Below are 16595 nucleotides of genomic sequence, written 5' to 3'. Positions count from 1 at the left end.
ATGTGGCAACAAATTTTGGGATAACCAATAACGAGATTAGCGCATTATTTTAGTGGCTAACCAAAAAATCGTTAAATGGGTGGGGTAGTAAACGTAGAAGAAATAAGGAATTCGAGCTATTTTAAAGTCAATTTGAGTGGCTAAAAAAATTAAAGGTAAACTGACAAGCGCCCAATGATTGCCATTTAAATAATCCAGTAAACCGTAGGAAACTAAGAAAGCGGCTAAACTTAATGGCGTTGAGTTTTTGCAAAAAAACCAGGCTGCTATGCAAAATAGGATGCCAATCCAGCTGTACTCTACAAAAATTCCAGCCACAAAAGCAACCAAACTCCCCAGAAAGAGATACAGGATTCCACCCATTTCGCAGCAGTAAAAGAAAAAAGCAGCCGCAAACAACATGAACATGATGTTTAAAGGCCAGAGATGCTGTAAGTGACGCATGGCCATGTAGGCGGGGGTGGCTAGGATACCGAATGCAATCAATCGCTTGAACGATTTATAGTAAGCTTGACGTTCCAGCGTTCCTGGCCTGGAAAGGTTGTAGGCAAAAATAAAGGCAAAAATAGGCATGGCCAGGCGGCCAACATCGTAAGCTCCCTCGACGCTGCCATTAAAAAAGAACCGGTTGAAATGATCAATGGTCATGGACGCAACAGCTATCCATTTCAGCGCCTCAATGGAGCCGCTTTTTATGTTTATAGAAAACAGTGCGTTTAAATGTTTGGTGTTGGCAGAGCTTGTCAAACTAAGAGTCCTTTAGCAATTAACAAGATTATCATACTGTCTAATGATGCAACTACAAAGAGATTTTGAATACTTGGCGTTTATTTTGCTTATTAATCAAGTTATTAAAATACCGAACCGCTCTAACCTGAGGTTTTTGGATCATTCTATCCACAGAATCTGTGGATAACTTTGTGTATTGCCTGGAGATTGTGAGATAATAACTTGCTTTAGGTGAAAGTTATATCGTGTCAGACCAAATTTCACTAGAATACTAACTTTACTAATTAGACTGACTATGTTTAAACCACTTCCCTTATTTATAGGTCTTCGCTACACACGCGCCAAAAAGCGTAATCACTTCGTTTCCTTTATCTCTTTGAGTTCCATGCTGGGGATCGGGTTGGGCGTTATGGTGTTAATTACCGTATTGTCGGTGATGAACGGGTTTGACGAGGAAATTCATAAGCGTTTTTTTGGCATGGCCCCTGAAATTACCGTAAGCGGTAGAGATGGGCGAATTAATGACTGGCCAAACCTTGAGAATCAATTAAGAACCACCCCTGGGGTCACAGCGATAGCTCCTTACGTCGGAGGCCAAGGGTTGTTGACTCGTGATGGGCAAGTTTTACCGGTGGTACTAACAGGGGTTGATCCAGTTCAGGAGCAGTCTGTTACCCATTTGCAAGACAAACTTCTGGCTGGAAATCTGACGTCTCTTAAAGACTTCGGAATTATTTTAGGGCGAGGATTGGCGGAAAGTTTAGGGGTGTTCGTCGGCGATAAAGTCACCATCATGGTTCCTCAGGCCAGCATTACGCCGGCCGGAATGATTCCCCGTTTTAAACGATTCACAGTCGTTGGTGTGTTCTCAGCCGGTAAAGGATTTAATTTTGACACCAAGATGGCATTCATCAATCTCAACGATGCGCAGAAATTGATGCAGTTGGGGAATGGCGTCACCGGTCTTAAAATGAAATTGGCCAATATTTATCAAGCACCGGCTCTTTCAGATCAACTGGCATTAAAGCTGGGCGAAGATTACGAAGTAGGAAATTGGACGCAGCAATTCGGCGAATTTTTCCAGGCGGTCAAAATGGAAAAAACAATGATGTTTCTAATTTTGATGCTCATCATTGCGGTCGCTGCGTTTAATCTGGTTTCATCACTCGTTATGGTTGTGAATGATAAACAGGCTGAGATTGCAATTTTACGTACCATCGGGGCCACTCCGGGAAAAATTTTATGGATATTTATTGTGCAAGGTATGATGGTAGGATTTGTAGGTACTTTAATTGGCTTGATTGGAGGGCTGTTGCTTGCTGCCAATGCCACGACCATTGTGAGTAAATTACAATCTTTTTTAGGCATGCAATTTTTTTCCTCAAACATTTATTTTGTCGATTATTTGCCTTCAAAAATTCTTGTCAGTGATTTATGGCTAGTTTGTGTTATGGCCCTGTTAATGAGTTTCCTGGCAACCATCTATCCTGCCTGGCGTGCTTCAAGAACCGTCATTGCGGAGGCTTTACATTATGAGTAATGCGATTTTAAACTGTGAAAATCTGAATAAAACCTATCGTGATGGCCATAATTCAGTTGAAGTATTAAAAGACATAAGCCTATCGGTACAAAAAGGTGATCGGATTGCCATCGTGGGGCCATCTGGCTCTGGTAAAAGCACTCTGTTGCACTTGCTCGGTGGACTGGACAAACCTAGCACGGGTAAAGTGTCTTTAGACAATCATGACTGGCAGAGCTTGTCTGAAAAAAGGCGTTGTGAATTACGTAACCGCCATTTAGGTTTTATTTATCAATTTCATCATTTGCTGCCTGAATTAACCGCTTGGGAAAATGTATCCATGCCTCTTTTACTGGGGGGGTGTTCAATAGCTGAAGCTCGTATTCGAGCAAAAACTATTTTGGAAGAGGTGGGTTTAGCCCAGAGATTAAATCATAAACCTTCACAATTATCCGGAGGGGAAAGACAGCGAGTGGCCATAGCCCGGGCTTTGGTCCATCAACCTCACTGTGTTCTGGCGGATGAGCCTACGGGTAACCTCGATCATGCAACGGCTCTTAAGGTGTTCGATTTGATGCTGAGTTTGAATGAAAAGCAAAATACCGCTTTGGTGATTGTGACTCACGATAGGCAAATTGCTGAAAAAATGGATAAAATCCTAACCATTCAAAATGGTTTGCTTGCTGACTAACTGTTCCAGACAGAACGTCATTTTTTGCAGAATTTTCGATCCTTTACTATGCTTATTAACCGATACCAGAATCAATTTTGGTGTCGGCTCTTACCTTAACCTATAAAGAGGAAAGACTATGAATAAGGATATTTTCGAAGGAAGATGGGAAGAAACAAAAGGCAAAATGAAACAATTTTGGGGATGGCTTACCGATGATGACTTAGCTGAGTTGGAAGGCAATCAACAAGAAATTTTCGGAAAACTTCAAAAGCATTACGGCTACTCCAGAGAAGAGGCTGAAAGGGCTGTTCGAGACTTTCAACGCCAACACAGGCACTAAGAGTCTTAAAAGCCAAATTCCGCGGTTTCTTACCGCGGAATTTTTATTGACCCAGAACAAACTCTCGGAAGAATTAAAAAGAATTGTTGATTGTGCAATTTTGTTAAATGACTTCATTCCTGTAAAATTGACCCCTTGATTGAAATCACTCCAAGGATAATCCAATGAGTTCCCTTCCCCAATGCCCTAAATGCCACTCCGAATACACCTATGAAGACCGTGGTCTTTTCATCTGCCCAGAGTGCAGCTATGAATGGTCTATAGAAATGGAAAGCAATAAGGATGATTCTTTGCTGGTCAAAGATGCTCATGGCACTTTGTTGCACGATGGCGACACAGTTACTGTGATTAAAGATTTAAAAGTGAAAGGGTCTTCTTCTGTGGTTAAAGTTGGCACAAAGGTGAAGAACATTCGCTTGGTGGATGGTGATCACAACATTGATTGTAAAGTTGAAGGTATTGGGCCTATGAAATTAAAATCAGAGTTCGTTAAAAAGGCCTGAATTTTACAAAATATAAATGATACGGAAGTTGTTAAATGACTTCCATGTCTTCTTTAAAAGTTTTTAAAATCCCAAATGGCTTTTGCAAGCCATGAGCAGCTTGGGATTTTAAAATGAGCTGTTTATTGAGCAGATTAGCAGGGAGTTGGGCGACCTAGCTGATTCATGATGATTAAGCCATGGCTAATTTTCGGGGTCTGTTTTTAATTGCCAGACTCATTCCAAATATGCAAAACAGAACCCCTGATATTAGAAATAAAATATCAGAGTAAAACTGTGTAGTTGTCGTCGCCCTTTGGATGACGTGATGCAATTGGAAAATCTGATGATCGAGGGTTCCTTCAACCAAATTAAAAATGCCCCACCCCGTAAACAAAAGGCCAACTAAATACCAGACCGAGTAGGCTTGTTGTTTTATGTTAAGGCCTTTCCACAACAGAAATACTCCAACAACTGTGGTTATCCAGGTAAAAGCATGAAACAGTCCATCCCAAAACATGTTGATCTCGGCATTAACCAGCGTTGAGGGAAAATAAACGTTTGAAAGCATATTATGCGCTTGTAAAATTTGGTGGAAGAGAATGCCATCAACGAAGCCCCCCAAGCCGATCCCCAATAATAATCCAGCAGCGAGTAAGTAGTTTTTATTCATGATTCCCTTTGAAGTATTGAATGATGCGTGTGGAGTAGATGGCTAGCCCGGCAATTAAAGAAAATAAGAGGAAGGGCAGAGCCGTACAAAATAAATAAAATAACAAGTCAGCATTAAAAATACCCTCCCGAACCAGCTGCCCTGTTTCTGAAATGCAAAATGGGCAGGCATGGGCTGAAATGGTCGCAGACAGTAAAACGATGAACAAGTTAAATATTATGGTTTTCATAATTAGGTCGTCCTTTTGGATTACTCTACCCTCCAGCCTCCAGAAAAACAATGCTGGTTATCCATAGGGGATAAGAACTTGAATTCAGAAGAAGCTCCTTCGCATGAACAGTTAAAACTCAGCTCATTCATTATGAGTCTCTCAGCTTAGAAACTGCGGATACCCCCTAAACAGGTATAAAAGATTAAACCGGAGGATGTCAGAACTTAATATGGCTTGGAATGAAGAAATACAACTATTAATTACACAGTAATTATGAATTCCTTGTGAAAAAAGAATAGGTTTTGTTAATGATTACTTAAATGATTCACTTTGAGTAAGTCTGTGTGCGCAAAAAGCTGTTTCAGCATGAAACGATGGGCAATGAGCCAGCTGCTGCTGGCTCCACAGTGCATTAGTATTCCGCATGCCCTGGAGTACGCGGGAAAGGAATCACATCTCGAACATTACCAACACCCGTGACATAACTGATGAGGCGTTCCAAACCCAGGCCAAAGCCTGCATGTGGCACGGTGCCATAGCGGCGCAAATCACGATACCATTGGTAATAATCGCGATTGAGATTGCATTCATCAATTCTTAAATCCAGGACTTCCAGGCGTTCTTCACGTTGGCTGCCGCCAATGATTTCGCCAATTCCAGGAGCCAGTACATCCATGGCAGCGACGGTGCGGCCATCGTCATTAAGGCGCATATAGAAACCTTTGATGTCCTTGGGATAATCCGTAAGGATAACTGGTTTTTTACAAAGTTCTTCCGCCAAATAGCGCTCATGTTCTGATTGTAAATCCAGCCCCCAACTGACGGGATATTCGAATTTACGATCGGCTTTTTCCAAATGCAAAATGGCATCCGTGTAGGACATGATCTCGAAATCTGACTTAACGATATGTTCAAGGCGTTCGATGCACCCGGGTGCTACGAATTGGTTAAAGAAAACCATATCATCCTGGCGTTGCTCCAAAACGGTTTTACAAAGAAAACGGAGCATTTCCTGGCTCAGCTGACAAATATCACTTAAAGAAGCAAAGGCAATTTCAGGTTCTACCATCCAAAATTCGGCCAAATGGCGGCTGGTGTTTGAATTTTCCGCACGGAAAGTTGGACCAAAGGTATAGACTTTAGAGAGAGCTAGGCAATAGGCTTCCACATTAAGTTGGCCAGAAACAGTAAGAAAAGCTTCTCGACCGAAGAAGTCTTTTGAAAAATCGACGTCGCCTTGTGCTGTTTTAGGTAAGTTCAGTAAATCAAGGGTACTGACACGGAACATTTCGCCAGCGCCTTCGCAATCACTTGAAGTAATGATGGGTGTATGTATCCAAAAATAGCCACGCTCATGGAAAAATTGATGAATGGCTTGAGACAGACAATGGCGGACTCTCATCACTGCACTGATCGTGTTGGTACGGGGGCGAAGATGCGCTACTTCTCTTAAAAACTCAAGGGTATGTCGTTTAGCTTGCACAGGGTAAGTATCAGGATTATCGACCCAACCCACGACTTCAATTGCCTCGGCCTGAATTTCAAAGGATTGTCCCTTCCCCTGCGAAACTACCAACTTGCCTGTAGCGCTAATGGCGCAACCGGTGGTTATTTTCAGGATATCATTGTGATAGTTTGCCAGCTCATCGGTTGCAACGATTTGAATAGGGGCAAAACAAGAACCATCGTGAAGGCTGATAAATGACAGACCCACTTTAGAATCCCGTCTGGTTTTTACCCATCCCTTTACCGTCACTACTTCATCAACACTGATTTCGCCTTCCAAACATTGTTTTACGGTATAAACCTCTGTCATTATTAACTCCAAAAACCTAATATGTGCAGTTTTAGCCTGTATTGGTCTGCTTTGCAACTCAAATACCAGAGTGAATGCAGGAAATTATCCAGTTTGGATGATACACTAAATAAAATAGATGGGGGAACAGATGCTACGCGCCGTTACAGCAGTTTTTATTGCATTCCTTTCTTTTAATTTATGGTCGCAAGATACTGAATTGAAGTTGTACCAACCTTTTGATGACCATGCTCAACAAAGTCCACGCATAATCAGCCAACAAGTTCAGGGGGAATGCTGGCAACAATCCCAGCGGATTAAACGTGAAGATGCATGGAGATGCATGGCTCAGGGAAAAATTTACGATCCCTGCTTTGTAAAGCAATATGGGGCAGCGAATGAAGCCATATGCCCTCAATCTCCATGGGTTGGAACAACGGTTAAAATCACTCTGTCGTCCCCAGTCGATAACAGTCAAAATGTGCCATTGGATATGGCTGAGGCTTACCCTTGGGCAATTGAGCTGACCGATGGGGAAAAATGCCAGGCTGTTGATGAGGGGGGCAATTATGACGGTTTGCCCATTCGTTACCAATGCGATAGACAATCCGTTTTGATTGGCCATATCCAGCGTTGCAAAGCAGAATGGGGTATTTTGCAAAAAACAGCCAGTGGGGTTTCCACAGCGATTGTCGCAAGGGCGTGGTTTTAAGCAGTAACCATCTGTTTTTTTAAGATTTAGTTGCTAATTATTTCAATTTAAAGAACTATACTATGTATAGTGAAGGACAATACCATAGCGCAAGGAGCCCTTATGTTTTCAAGATTCTTCCACTCCTATTTTTTGGCTCAGATCGTCGGCATGTATTTTTTAATCATGGCGATTATCATGTTGGCCCGTGTCAATTTCTATCGCAGGATAATAACCGGCCTCACAGGTAATTACGGGACAATTGTCGTAGCGGCTTCCTTTGCTTTAATAGTGGGTTTGATTATGGTGTTAACCCACAATTTCTGGTTGTGGACCCCCCATGTAATGGTGACTATTGTTGGCTGGCTCATATTGATTAAGGCAATCTTGTGGTTGTCCATTCCGGACACAATGGCCGCAATTAGCAAGCAAGTCTTTAATGGAGTGGGTTATTACGTCGCAGTCGCGATAATGGCCATTATTGCCATTATATTGCTTACAAGCGGATTTTATCCGCTCAACCCGAATCTTTAGCGGATAAGTGCTTTATACATTTCAGGACGCAACAATAAGGAATAGATAACATTCTATTCCTTCCTGTTTATTCAAGCGGCACAGCATCTTTGAACGCGCTCAATGACAGGCAATATTCATTAATTTGATTGATGATGGGGTAGTTGTTCATGGAAAACCCAAAACGCTGCGCATTATACACTTGCGGGATTAAACAGATGTCGGCCAAGCTCACTTCTGTGCCATAGCAAACTTGGTTTTTATGCGGCAAGGATTGCAGTTTGGCTTCCAAAGAATCAAAACCGAGCTTCAACCAATGGTGATACCAATCCATAACTTCCTCATCATTCGCTTTAAATTGATCTTTTAAACGATTGAGAACGCGTAAATTATTCAGCGGATGCATGTCACATGCAACGGTTAAAGCCATGCTCCTGATTTGTGCCCGTGCAAAGGGGTTCGTAGGCAATAGAGCTGGAGTAGGATTAATTTCATCAAGATACTCAATGATGGCAAGGGATTGAGTCAAAATATGTCCATTTTCATCCAATGTGGGCACCAAACCTTGAGGATTAAGTTTTAAATACTCTGGTCGATGCTGCTCACCGCCTTCTTTAACCAAATGGACAGGAATTTTCTCATAACTGATGTTTTTGATATTTAATGCAATTCTCACTCTATAGCTTGCCGTAGAGCGATAGTAGTCATAAAGTTTCATGTGTGCTCTCGTAGCGTTTGACCTTTTGATCAATAGCACCAAATAAGGATTTTCCTTCTGGGCATAGCATTTCAATGCGAATCTGATCTCCATAGGACATGTAAGGAGTAGTGGCTTTGCCCTCTGCTAAAATTTCCAGCATTCGCTTTTCAGCAATGCAGGAAGAGCCTTTAGAACGATCCAGATTTGAAACTGTTCCCGAACCTATAATGGTTCCTGCGGTTAAAAATCTTGTTTTCGCTGCATGAGCAATGAGTTCTGGAAAAGAAAAGGTCATGTCAATACCAGCATTGGGTTGGCCGAATAATTGCCCATTTAAATAACTGCGCAAAGGCAGGTGAATACGCTCACCATCCCAATGGGGCCCCAACTCATCGGGAGTGATTGCAACCGGTGAAAAGCTGCTTGACGGTTTGGATTGAAAAAAGCCGAATCCCTTGGCTATCTCGGCGGGAATTAAATTTCTTAAAGATACATCATTAACGAGCAAGATAAGCTTTATGTGTTTTGCCGCTTCTTTGGAGCTTATTGCCATAGGTACATCGTCTGTAATTACAGCAACTTCTGCTTCAAAATCTACGCCATAGGATTCGTCTGCTACCAGTATGGGTTCTCTAGGGCCTAAAAAATTGTCCGACCCCCCTTGATACATTAGTGGGTCAGTCCAAAAATTTGCCGGCATTTCAGCGCCTCTGGCTTTGCGAACCAACTCTACATGGTTCACATAAGCACTGCCGTCAGCCCATTGAAAGGCCCGAGGAAGAGGGGAACTCGCTTTTTCTTCATTAAAGGGAAAACTGCCTTTCAGAGAATTTTCGTTTAAAGCGAGATATAATTCCTGTAGCGGCTTCTCCACTTCTTGCCAATGATCCAAAGCGTCTTGCATGGTTTTAGCTATGGACTCAGCCTTTATGGCCCTGGTTAGTTCCTGATTTACAACACAAAGCTCGCCATCACGGCAATTGTCCGACTTAAGACTCGCTAACTTCATAATTATCTCTTTGAAATTAAGGTTGATAACAGGGCAGAAAATACTGCCCTTAAGTCATTTTGGTTTAAGATTCTTGCAAAGTACCGCGACGAATTTGATCGCGTTCAATGGCTTCAAACAAGGCCTGAAAATTCCCTTCACCAAAACCCTGATTGCCACGGCGCTGAATGATTTCAAAAAACACCGGACCGAAAACATTCTCAGTGAAAATCTGCAATAACAGGCCTGAGCTTGAGTCTTGTTCACCATCAATTAGGATTCGTTCCTGTTGCAGTTTGGCAAGCGGTTCACGATGCCAGGGAATACGATTATCAATCATTTCATAATAGGTATCCGGGACATCCAGGAAATTCACACCGCGTTCTCTAAGAGTATGCACAGTGTGATAGATGTCATCGGTATTTAAGGCAATGTGCTGGATTCCTTCGCCTTGAAACTCATGTAAAAATTCTTCAATTTGCGACACGTCGTCTTTGGATTCATTAAGAGGAATCTTAATTTTGCCGCAGGGGCTTGAGAGTGCGCGACTAACCAAGGCGGTCATTTGACCTTTGATGTTAAAAAAGCGAATCTCATGAAAGTTAAAAATGGTCTCATAGAAATTGGCCCACTTGTCCATATTACCGCGAAACACGTTATGGGTTAAATGATCGATATAAGTTAATCCGCAATCCTGATTTACAGAAGGAATGGTCTTTTTCTCCCATTGATTGGCAAAAGGTTGATGGTTCTCGTCGATGAAATAAATGACACTGCCACCAATGGCCTGGATGCCATAAAGTCCGTGATCAGCATGCTTGCAATCTTGAAAGGGGACTGCCCCTTGTTTTATGGCGTGATGATAAGCTTTTTCAGCATCTTTGGTGCGAAAGCCCATTGCACATGCGCCTGCGCCGTGTGCCGCGGCATGTTGCTCTGCCTGGTTGTCTTTGGCGTTATTGACAATAAAATGGATTGCCCCTTGTTGATAAAGGGTAATATCAAGTTCCTTATGTTGTGCAGCAACATCAAAACCCATGGCAGTAAATTGCTTATGAAGCAAAGAAGCATCGGGTGCTGAGAATTCTAAAAAAGCGAAGCCATCCAAGCCACATGGATTACTTGGCAGGCTTTTGTTGTTGTCATGCATATCTAACTCCCTTTGTTAATCGAATAATCCAAAAACAATAGGGATTTTAAAAATCCCTATTTAGAACGTGGCCTTAGAAGAAAGAGACCATCTGCAATAGCAAGCAAGCTAACGTCCACACGCTCATCTTCCTTTATCAGCTGATTAAGACGTCTAATCTCGCGGGTTTGTGCGCCGTGATCTTGCTCATCGATAACATGGCCATCCCAGAAAATATTGTCTATGGCTATAATTCCCTGAGGCTGGATTAATTGCAATGCCAACTCATAATAATTCACATAATTCGTTTTGTCGGCGTCGATGAAGATAAAATCAAACGTTTGAGCATAACCCTCAGCCAGTAAATTTTGTAAAGAATTCAAGGCTGGCGCCAGTCGCAATTCAATCTTTTTATCTTGTTGAGCCTCGCGCCAGAAGGGGTGGGCTTTTGAAGTCCATTCCACGTTAATGTCACAGGTAATCACTTTGCCGTCTTCCGGCAAGGCCAAAGCCATGGCCAAAGCGCTGTAACCCGTGAATGTACCTACTTCCAATACTGTTCTAGCTCCTATTGCACGCAACATAAACTGCATAAATTGCGCCTGCTCGGGGGACACTTGCATCATGCCTAGCGGCAGTTTTGCCGTTTCTTGACGCAGGGCTTGCAAGACTGGATGCTCTCTTAAGGAGACATCGAGCATATAGTCATAGAGAGCTGGCGTAAGATTTAAATGCTTCATCCAATCACCTCTTTAAACAAGCCTTTGGCAGTCCAAAGGCTGTTGTATTCATCATTAAGCCAACTTTTCCTGCGCCATGGTATCTGCAATCTCACTCGTGGGGCGATTTTCTTGTTGGGAGCGTTTAAAAATTTCCAGCATTGAGCTGGCAATGCCATTGATTTGTTTGGTCACTTCATCATCTGGGGTGTTGAAATATTTGCTGGCCGCAAATATCAATCCTCCGGCATTTAAAACATAGTCTGGTGCATAAAGAATCCCTTTCTCATGCAGTATTGAACCGTGATAGCTGTGAGCCAACTGGTTATTGGCAGCACCAGCAATAATGGTGGTTTGCAATTGACTGATGCTTATGTCATTGATAACGGCACCCAGGGCGCAAGGAGCAAACACATCGCATGGAACTTTATGAATCATATCCGTTGAAACAGACGTTGCTCCAAATTCTTTAACGGCACGTTCAACGGCCAAATGGTTGACATCGGCTACAGTCAGTTGCGCGCCTTGTTCGTGCAGCAAGCGCGCCAAGGCAAAACCAACATGTCCTAAACCTTGAATGGCTACATGAATGCCTTGCAAGCTATCCTTGCCCAATTTGAATGCTACAGCGGCCTCAAGCCCACTAAAAACACCACGGGCTGTGTAAGGAGAGGGATCCCCATTATGGCTGGATAAACTGGCGACATAGGGAGTATGCTGTGCAATGATATCCATATCGCTCAATTGGGTACCACTGTCTAAAGCCGTGATGTAGCGTCCACCCAGCTCATTGATAAAGCGGCCAAAAGAATGCATGTAGGCAGCACGGTCAAAAGGCTTATTTGGTTTAATAATGACTGATTTGCCACCGCCCAGAGGAAGATTAACAGACGCTGCTTTATAGCTCATGCCGCGTGCAAGACGCATGGCGTCATAAATGGCACTTGGGGTGTTTGGATATTCAATGAATCGGCAGCCGCCCAAAGCTGGCCCCAATTTTGTGCTATGAACAGCGATGATGGCCTTCATCCCAGTTTGAGGGTCAACTTTAAAATGCAGATCACCGAAACCATGCGATAAAGCGTAATCAAGAAAATCGTCTTGAATTGCTGCGCTGGTTTCATTTTTTTTTATTAAATCAATAGACATCATTGGGGATGCTCCAAGAAATTCTCGTGCACATGTTATAGACCCATTCAACAACTAAATCAATGGCAGTGAATACCTTCCTTTTAAGTCTATATCTTTTTTTGTTCAGCATAGGCAAAAAGTGGTTTTTTATTGGGCATTTTGACGCGCGTGGACTTAGAAAGCACTATGAAAAAAGAGGAGTGGAGTGGGTTTGTTGAATACAAATTTGGAAGCGCTGCCTTCCTTGGTGTAATATGACTGCAAAAAATGGCGGAGATAGAAGATGAAAAAAATTGCTGCGCTTGCATTAGCCTTATATGGTTCCTTAGCTATGGCTGTTAATCCCCAGTTCCTTCTGGATGGCGTTTTTTTCCAAATTTCTGCAAGACAGTGGGTTACCACGCAAACGGCTTTATTAACCGTTAATGTGAATGCCACCCTGAGTAATGCAGACCTGGTTAAAGCTCGTGCTGACATTATGGCCATGCTCACTAAAATTGCTCCGGGTGATTGGCATTTAACGCAGTTTGAACGTTCTCAGGATAGCTCGGGACTTGAAAAATTATTTGTCGCTGCTGAAGCAAGGGTCCCTCAAGCCAGTTTGACCGATATTTATCAGCATGCAAAAGACGTGAGTAAGCCTGGAGTTACCTACACAATAGGCGGTGTGGATTTTAAACCGAGTCTCGAAGAAATCCAGCAAGTAAAACAGCAATTACGGGAAAAACTGTATCAACAAGTGAATGATGAACTTACAAGAATTAATAAAATTTATGGCAATCAAAATTACAGTTTGAACAGCATGGTTTTCTTTGATGGTGAGACAGCTCCGGTACAACCCGAAGCGTATAAAGCTCGAGCCATGAATACCATGATGGCTGCGGTGGCAGCAGCCCCCGCTCCCGCGCTCACTGTGAGTAATGAGTTAATTATGAGTGCTATGGTTGAATTGGCTTCTAATCGCAAAGAGAGTAACAATGCAGTGGCAAATCCCTGAAAAAATAATTGGTCACCGCGGGGCTTCAGCTTATGCCCCGGAGAATACTCTGCTTGCCTTTGATAGGGCATTAGCGCTCGGCTGCCATTTTCTCGAATTTGATGTCATGGTCAGTGCGGATGGCGAACCTTTCATTTTTCATGATGATCATTTAAAAAGGACAACGAACGGACAAGGTGAATTTGGTTTAGTTACCGCGGAATATCTAAGTTCGCTGGATGCTGGAGCCTGGTTTTCGCGCAAATTCCGCGGTGAAAAAATACCGCATTTTCGGCAAGCGCTGGAGTGGCTTGATGAAAATAACGTGCAAGCCAATATTGAAATTAAACCTTATCCAGGGACTACTGAACAAACGACGGTGGCTGTTCTGTCACATATTAATCGTTATTGGCCCAGCAATAAGCCTCTGCCCTTAATATCCAGTTTCGATTTAGCTGCTTTGCAGTTATGCCGCAATCTTGCTCCCGAAATGCCGCTCGGTCTTTTATTGGACAAATGGGATGAGCACTGGCTGCAAAAAGCAAGAGAGTTGCAATGCTTTTCAGTGCATTACAACAAACGAGCGCTCACGGCTGAGCGAGTGGCTTCGATTAAGGCCCAAGGATTTAACCTCCTGGTTTACACCGTTAATCGAAAACGACAGGCAAAAAAATTGTTTGAATGGGGAGTGGATGCTATATTCAGCGATTATCCTGATTTACTAGCATGAATCGAATAGTTTTCTTCCTTCTTTATTGGTTTGCATTCTCTCTCCACGCCAAACCCGTTGAAATCGTAATGTGGCATTCTCTGGCAGGTTATTTGGGAGATGAAGTTCAAAAAATAGTCGCAGACTTCAATGGCGAACAAAAAAATTATCGAATCAAGCTGGTATACAAAGGCGAGTACTCTGAGGCAATTACCAGTTTTGCGGCGGCATTTCGCGCCAAGAGGCCGCCGGCCATCGTGCAAATCTTTGAGGTAGGGACTACCATGATGCTTTCACCTGCCGGCATCATCAAACCCGTTGAGGAACTGATGCAAGAGCAGGGGGCTAAGCTAGAAAAAGGCGATTTTTTACCTGCTGTACGCTCATTTTATAGTTTGAATGACCGGCTTATGGCTATGCCTTTTAATAGTTCAATCCCGGTTATCTTTTACAATGCGGATGCCTTGAAGCAATTGGGCTACAACTCAGAGAACTTCCCCCAAACCTGGGGGGAAATGGAGATCTTGGCTAGAAAAGCTAAACAACATGGATTTGCCTGCACTTACACCACCGCTTACCCCGCCTGGATTCAGATAGAAGCCTTTTCGGCCATCCATGGATTGCCCATGATTGATCCCAAACGTTCAGTAGCAGTTTTTAACAATGAGGCTGTGATAAAGCAGTTAAAACGGCTAAAAGATTGGCAAAGAAAAGGCTACTTTGAATATGGGGGGCGAAATAGTGATGCCACCATTTTGTTTACCAGCGGACGTTGTTTATTGTTTAGCCAATCCTCCGGCGCCTATAACGGGCTTGCGGAACTGGTGAAATTCAAAGTTGGCATGGCTCAATTGCCCCTAGATGCTTCCATAAGCGCTAAACGGCACAACAATGTAATTGGGGGCGCTGCTTTATGGGTCGTGGCCGGTCATCGTCCTGAAGTATATCAAGGCATTGCCCAATTTTTTTCATTTCTTGCGAGACCTTCCATCCAGAAAGAATGGCATCAGAAAACAGGTTATTTGCCTTTGGGAGTGAGTGGCAATTACGCGCAAATCGCGCCGACAACGGCTCATCCTGCCCTGAAACTTGCCCAAATCGATTTAGCCCAATCGCAAGCCAATTGGACCTCGCCAATAGGTCCTCAAAATTTAATTCGTACCATCAATGACGAAGCACTGGAAGCGATATTTGCTGCTATGAAAAGCCCCCAAAAAGCAATGGATGAAGCCGTATCGCGAGCGAATTACAGTTTGTTGCGATTTTTGCGCAACATTGACTCCTAAATTTTTTTATCCATTTTTCTGCTATGTTTTATGTGCAAGATTTTTAATTACTAGAAGGGAAGCTATCATGAATCCACATTTGCACCCAGACTCAAAGGCTTTTTTAAAACGCTTGAATGAACGTGCACAAACTGCACTTAACGGCTCTAATCTACTCGAACTTCCGCCTGAGCAGGCCCGTGTAGCATTCAACCAGTTAACTGCGCCGGTTGAGGGTAAATTAAAACCCATTGAAGTTCATGTTGAAGATAAAACAATCAATCTTGAAGACAGTCAGTTAACAGTTCGCCTTTACAAGCCCAAAAAAGACATGACCAATTTGCCTGCCCTGATTTACTGCCACGGCGGTGGTTATGTTTTTGGTGAATTAGACTTTTTAGATTATGCCTGTCGTGCCCTTTGCCAAGGAGCAGAATGTCTTGTTGTACAGGTTGGCTTTCGTCGTGCCCCAGAACATAAATTTCCAACGGCTCATATGGACTGCTACAACGTGGCACGTTATGTACAAACTCATGCTTCGGAATTTGGCAGCAATGGCGTCCTGGCTGTAGGGGGGGATAGTGCGGGGGGAAATGTGGCTGCAAGCATATGCCACATGGCCAAAAAAAATAAAGATTTAGACATTTGTTTCCAGCTTCTTTTTTATCCCTGGGTGGATTTAAATAACCAAATGCCCTCCGATAAAACATTTGAAACCGGCTATTTCCTGGAAACGGCTACGCTTCATTGGATGAGGAAGCAATATTTATCAAAACCAGAGGATGAAAAAGATCCTGTTGCCAATCCTCAATTTCAAACGGATTTTTCAAATTTGCCGCCGGCTTTAATCATTGCCGCTGAATGTGATCCCATTCATGATGATGCTAAAAAATATTTTCAACAATTGGTCGACGCAGGCAACTGGGCGCAATTTATGGAATGCGGAGGTATTTTGCATGATTTTTGTGCGCTTCCTTCACATTACGATGCGGCCTTACTCGCATACAGCGTCTCAAGCCATGCATTAAAAAAAGCCTTTAGCAAATAGTATTCACCTCATGCAGGTTCATCGCAAGACCCAACCTGCATGGAGTTAAACCATGCTCAACCTATGTTCATTCTCTAATGACCTCAAAATGCCTTTTTTAGCTCCAAATAAAGTGAAGTAATCGGCAATGGCTTAACGGGGGATTGTTCCTTTTTGAGAACAATATTTTCTGCCCCTTTGTCCTCATCCTTTCGTAAATAAAAAATTTGGCTGGCTAACATCAGAAACTGACTGAATTCATATTGCGTCATGATGCATTTAGATCGGATAAAACTGCCAGATTAAAGACTTTAAACTTAAGTAA

Annotated in this window: 20 protein-coding genes; 10 read left to right on the top strand and 10 right to left on the bottom strand. The window is 43.0% G+C overall.

Annotated elements, in window-relative coordinates:
- Nucleotides 1-36: 36 nt before the first annotated feature.
- A complete protein-coding gene (locus tag EL203_RS09725) occupies nucleotides 37-747 on the bottom strand; it encodes a TraX family protein (protein ID WP_058469839.1) in 711 nt (236 codons plus the stop codon).
- A 277-nt stretch (nucleotides 748-1024) separates the two neighbouring features.
- On the opposite strand from EL203_RS09725, the gene EL203_RS09720 reads away from it, so the two are divergent.
- From EL203_RS09720 to EL203_RS09705, 4 genes are all read left to right on the top strand, one after another.
- The gene (locus EL203_RS09720; RefSeq protein ID WP_058469838.1) at nucleotides 1025-2269 is read left to right on the top strand and encodes a lipoprotein-releasing ABC transporter permease subunit; all 1245 of its coding nucleotides are present in this window, start codon (nucleotides 1025-1027) and stop codon (nucleotides 2267-2269) included.
- Nucleotides 2262-2939 (top strand): lipoprotein-releasing ABC transporter ATP-binding protein LolD, encoded by a 678-nt coding sequence (gene lolD / locus EL203_RS09715; protein ID WP_058469837.1) that lies wholly within the window; start codon nucleotides 2262-2264, stop codon nucleotides 2937-2939. Before EL203_RS09720 ends, lolD begins: the two co-directional genes overlap by 8 nt.
- Before the next feature lie 118 nt (nucleotides 2940-3057).
- Complete coding sequence (locus EL203_RS09710; protein ID WP_058469836.1) at nucleotides 3058-3261, top strand: CsbD family protein; 204 nt, start codon at nucleotides 3058-3060, stop codon at nucleotides 3259-3261.
- Nucleotides 3262-3425: 164 nt separating this feature from the next.
- Nucleotides 3426-3764 carry a zinc ribbon domain-containing protein YjdM gene (locus EL203_RS09705; RefSeq protein ID WP_058469835.1) on the top strand — a complete coding sequence of 113 codons (339 nt, stop codon included), beginning with the start codon at nucleotides 3426-3428 and terminating at the stop codon, nucleotides 3762-3764.
- 172 nt (nucleotides 3765-3936) lie between these two features.
- On the opposite strand, the gene EL203_RS09700 is transcribed toward EL203_RS09705, so the two are convergent.
- From EL203_RS09700 to asnS, 3 genes are all read right to left on the bottom strand, one after another.
- Entirely contained in the window at nucleotides 3937-4416 is a 480-nt protein-coding gene (locus EL203_RS09700; RefSeq protein WP_058469834.1) for a DUF2243 domain-containing protein, read from the bottom strand.
- Complete coding sequence (locus EL203_RS09695) at nucleotides 4409-4645, bottom strand: hypothetical protein (protein ID WP_058469833.1); 237 nt, start codon at nucleotides 4643-4645, stop codon at nucleotides 4409-4411. Before EL203_RS09695 ends, EL203_RS09700 begins: the two co-directional genes overlap by 8 nt.
- 394 nt (nucleotides 4646-5039) lie before the next feature.
- Nucleotides 5040-6443, bottom strand: a complete 1404-nt coding sequence (gene asnS / locus EL203_RS09690) for an asparagine--tRNA ligase (RefSeq protein WP_058469832.1) — start codon at nucleotides 6441-6443, stop codon at nucleotides 5040-5042.
- A gap of 130 nt (nucleotides 6444-6573) precedes the next feature.
- On the opposite strand from asnS, the gene EL203_RS09685 reads away from it, so the two are divergent.
- Both EL203_RS09685 and EL203_RS09680 read left to right on the top strand, forming a co-directional pair.
- Entirely contained in the window at nucleotides 6574-7134 is a 561-nt protein-coding gene (locus EL203_RS09685) for a hypothetical protein (protein ID WP_058469831.1), read from the top strand.
- A 102-nt stretch (nucleotides 7135-7236) separates the two neighbouring features.
- Nucleotides 7237-7647, top strand: a complete 411-nt coding sequence (locus EL203_RS09680; RefSeq protein ID WP_058469830.1) for a hypothetical protein — start codon at nucleotides 7237-7239, stop codon at nucleotides 7645-7647.
- A 67-nt stretch (nucleotides 7648-7714) separates the two neighbouring features.
- Here the strand turns inward: EL203_RS09680 and maiA are convergent, their stop codons facing one another.
- The 5 genes from maiA to EL203_RS09655 all read right to left on the bottom strand — a co-directional run bounded on the left by maiA (nucleotide 7715) and on the right by EL203_RS09655 (nucleotide 12314).
- Nucleotides 7715-8344, bottom strand: a complete 630-nt coding sequence (gene maiA / locus EL203_RS09675) for a maleylacetoacetate isomerase (protein ID WP_058469829.1) — start codon at nucleotides 8342-8344, stop codon at nucleotides 7715-7717.
- Nucleotides 8331-9335: a fumarylacetoacetate hydrolase family protein gene (locus EL203_RS09670; RefSeq protein WP_058469828.1), complete on the bottom strand. Its 1005-nt coding sequence runs from the start codon at nucleotides 9333-9335 to the stop codon at nucleotides 8331-8333. Before EL203_RS09670 ends, maiA begins: the two co-directional genes overlap by 14 nt.
- 64 nt (nucleotides 9336-9399) lie before the next feature.
- Entirely contained in the window at nucleotides 9400-10464 is a 1065-nt protein-coding gene (hppD, locus tag EL203_RS09665; protein ID WP_058469827.1) for a 4-hydroxyphenylpyruvate dioxygenase, read from the bottom strand.
- 56 nt (nucleotides 10465-10520) lie between these two features.
- The gene (locus EL203_RS09660; protein ID WP_058469826.1) at nucleotides 10521-11183 is read right to left on the bottom strand and encodes a class I SAM-dependent methyltransferase; all 663 of its coding nucleotides are present in this window, start codon (nucleotides 11181-11183) and stop codon (nucleotides 10521-10523) included.
- Between the two features lie 54 nt (nucleotides 11184-11237).
- Nucleotides 11238-12314, bottom strand: coding sequence for a Leu/Phe/Val dehydrogenase (locus EL203_RS09655; protein ID WP_058469825.1), 1077 nt, complete (start codon nucleotides 12312-12314; stop codon nucleotides 11238-11240).
- 262 nt (nucleotides 12315-12576) lie between these two features.
- Here EL203_RS09655 and EL203_RS09650 point away from each other — a divergent pair, with 262 nt between their 5' ends.
- The 4 genes from EL203_RS09650 to EL203_RS09635 all read left to right on the top strand — a co-directional run bounded on the left by EL203_RS09650 (nucleotide 12577) and on the right by EL203_RS09635 (nucleotide 16291).
- A complete protein-coding gene (locus tag EL203_RS09650) occupies nucleotides 12577-13290 on the top strand; it encodes a hypothetical protein (RefSeq protein WP_058469823.1) in 714 nt (237 codons plus the stop codon).
- Nucleotides 13271-13999, top strand: a complete 729-nt coding sequence (gene ugpQ / locus EL203_RS09645; RefSeq protein WP_058469822.1) for a glycerophosphodiester phosphodiesterase — start codon at nucleotides 13271-13273, stop codon at nucleotides 13997-13999. Before EL203_RS09650 ends, ugpQ begins: the two co-directional genes overlap by 20 nt.
- Nucleotides 13996-15264 (top strand): extracellular solute-binding protein, encoded by a 1269-nt coding sequence (locus EL203_RS09640; protein ID WP_058469821.1) that lies wholly within the window; start codon nucleotides 13996-13998, stop codon nucleotides 15262-15264. Before ugpQ ends, EL203_RS09640 begins: the two co-directional genes overlap by 4 nt.
- A gap of 67 nt (nucleotides 15265-15331) precedes the next feature.
- A complete protein-coding gene (locus EL203_RS09635; RefSeq protein ID WP_058469820.1) occupies nucleotides 15332-16291 on the top strand; it encodes an alpha/beta hydrolase in 960 nt (319 codons plus the stop codon).
- Nucleotides 16292-16374: 83 nt separating this feature from the next.
- Here the strand turns inward: EL203_RS09635 and EL203_RS14430 are convergent, their stop codons facing one another.
- On the bottom strand, nucleotides 16375-16542 hold the full coding sequence (locus EL203_RS14430) for a hypothetical protein (RefSeq protein WP_156413806.1): 168 nt from the start codon (nucleotides 16540-16542) through the stop codon (nucleotides 16375-16377).
- Nucleotides 16543-16595 lie beyond the last annotated feature (53 nt).

Source organism: Legionella jordanis, assembly GCF_900637635.1.
In the GTDB taxonomy this organism is placed as follows: Bacteria; Pseudomonadota; Gammaproteobacteria; order Legionellales; family Legionellaceae; genus Tatlockia; species Tatlockia jordanis.
Note: the sequence above shows the minus strand (reverse complement) of the source record. Positions and strands in the feature narration are given on the sequence as shown.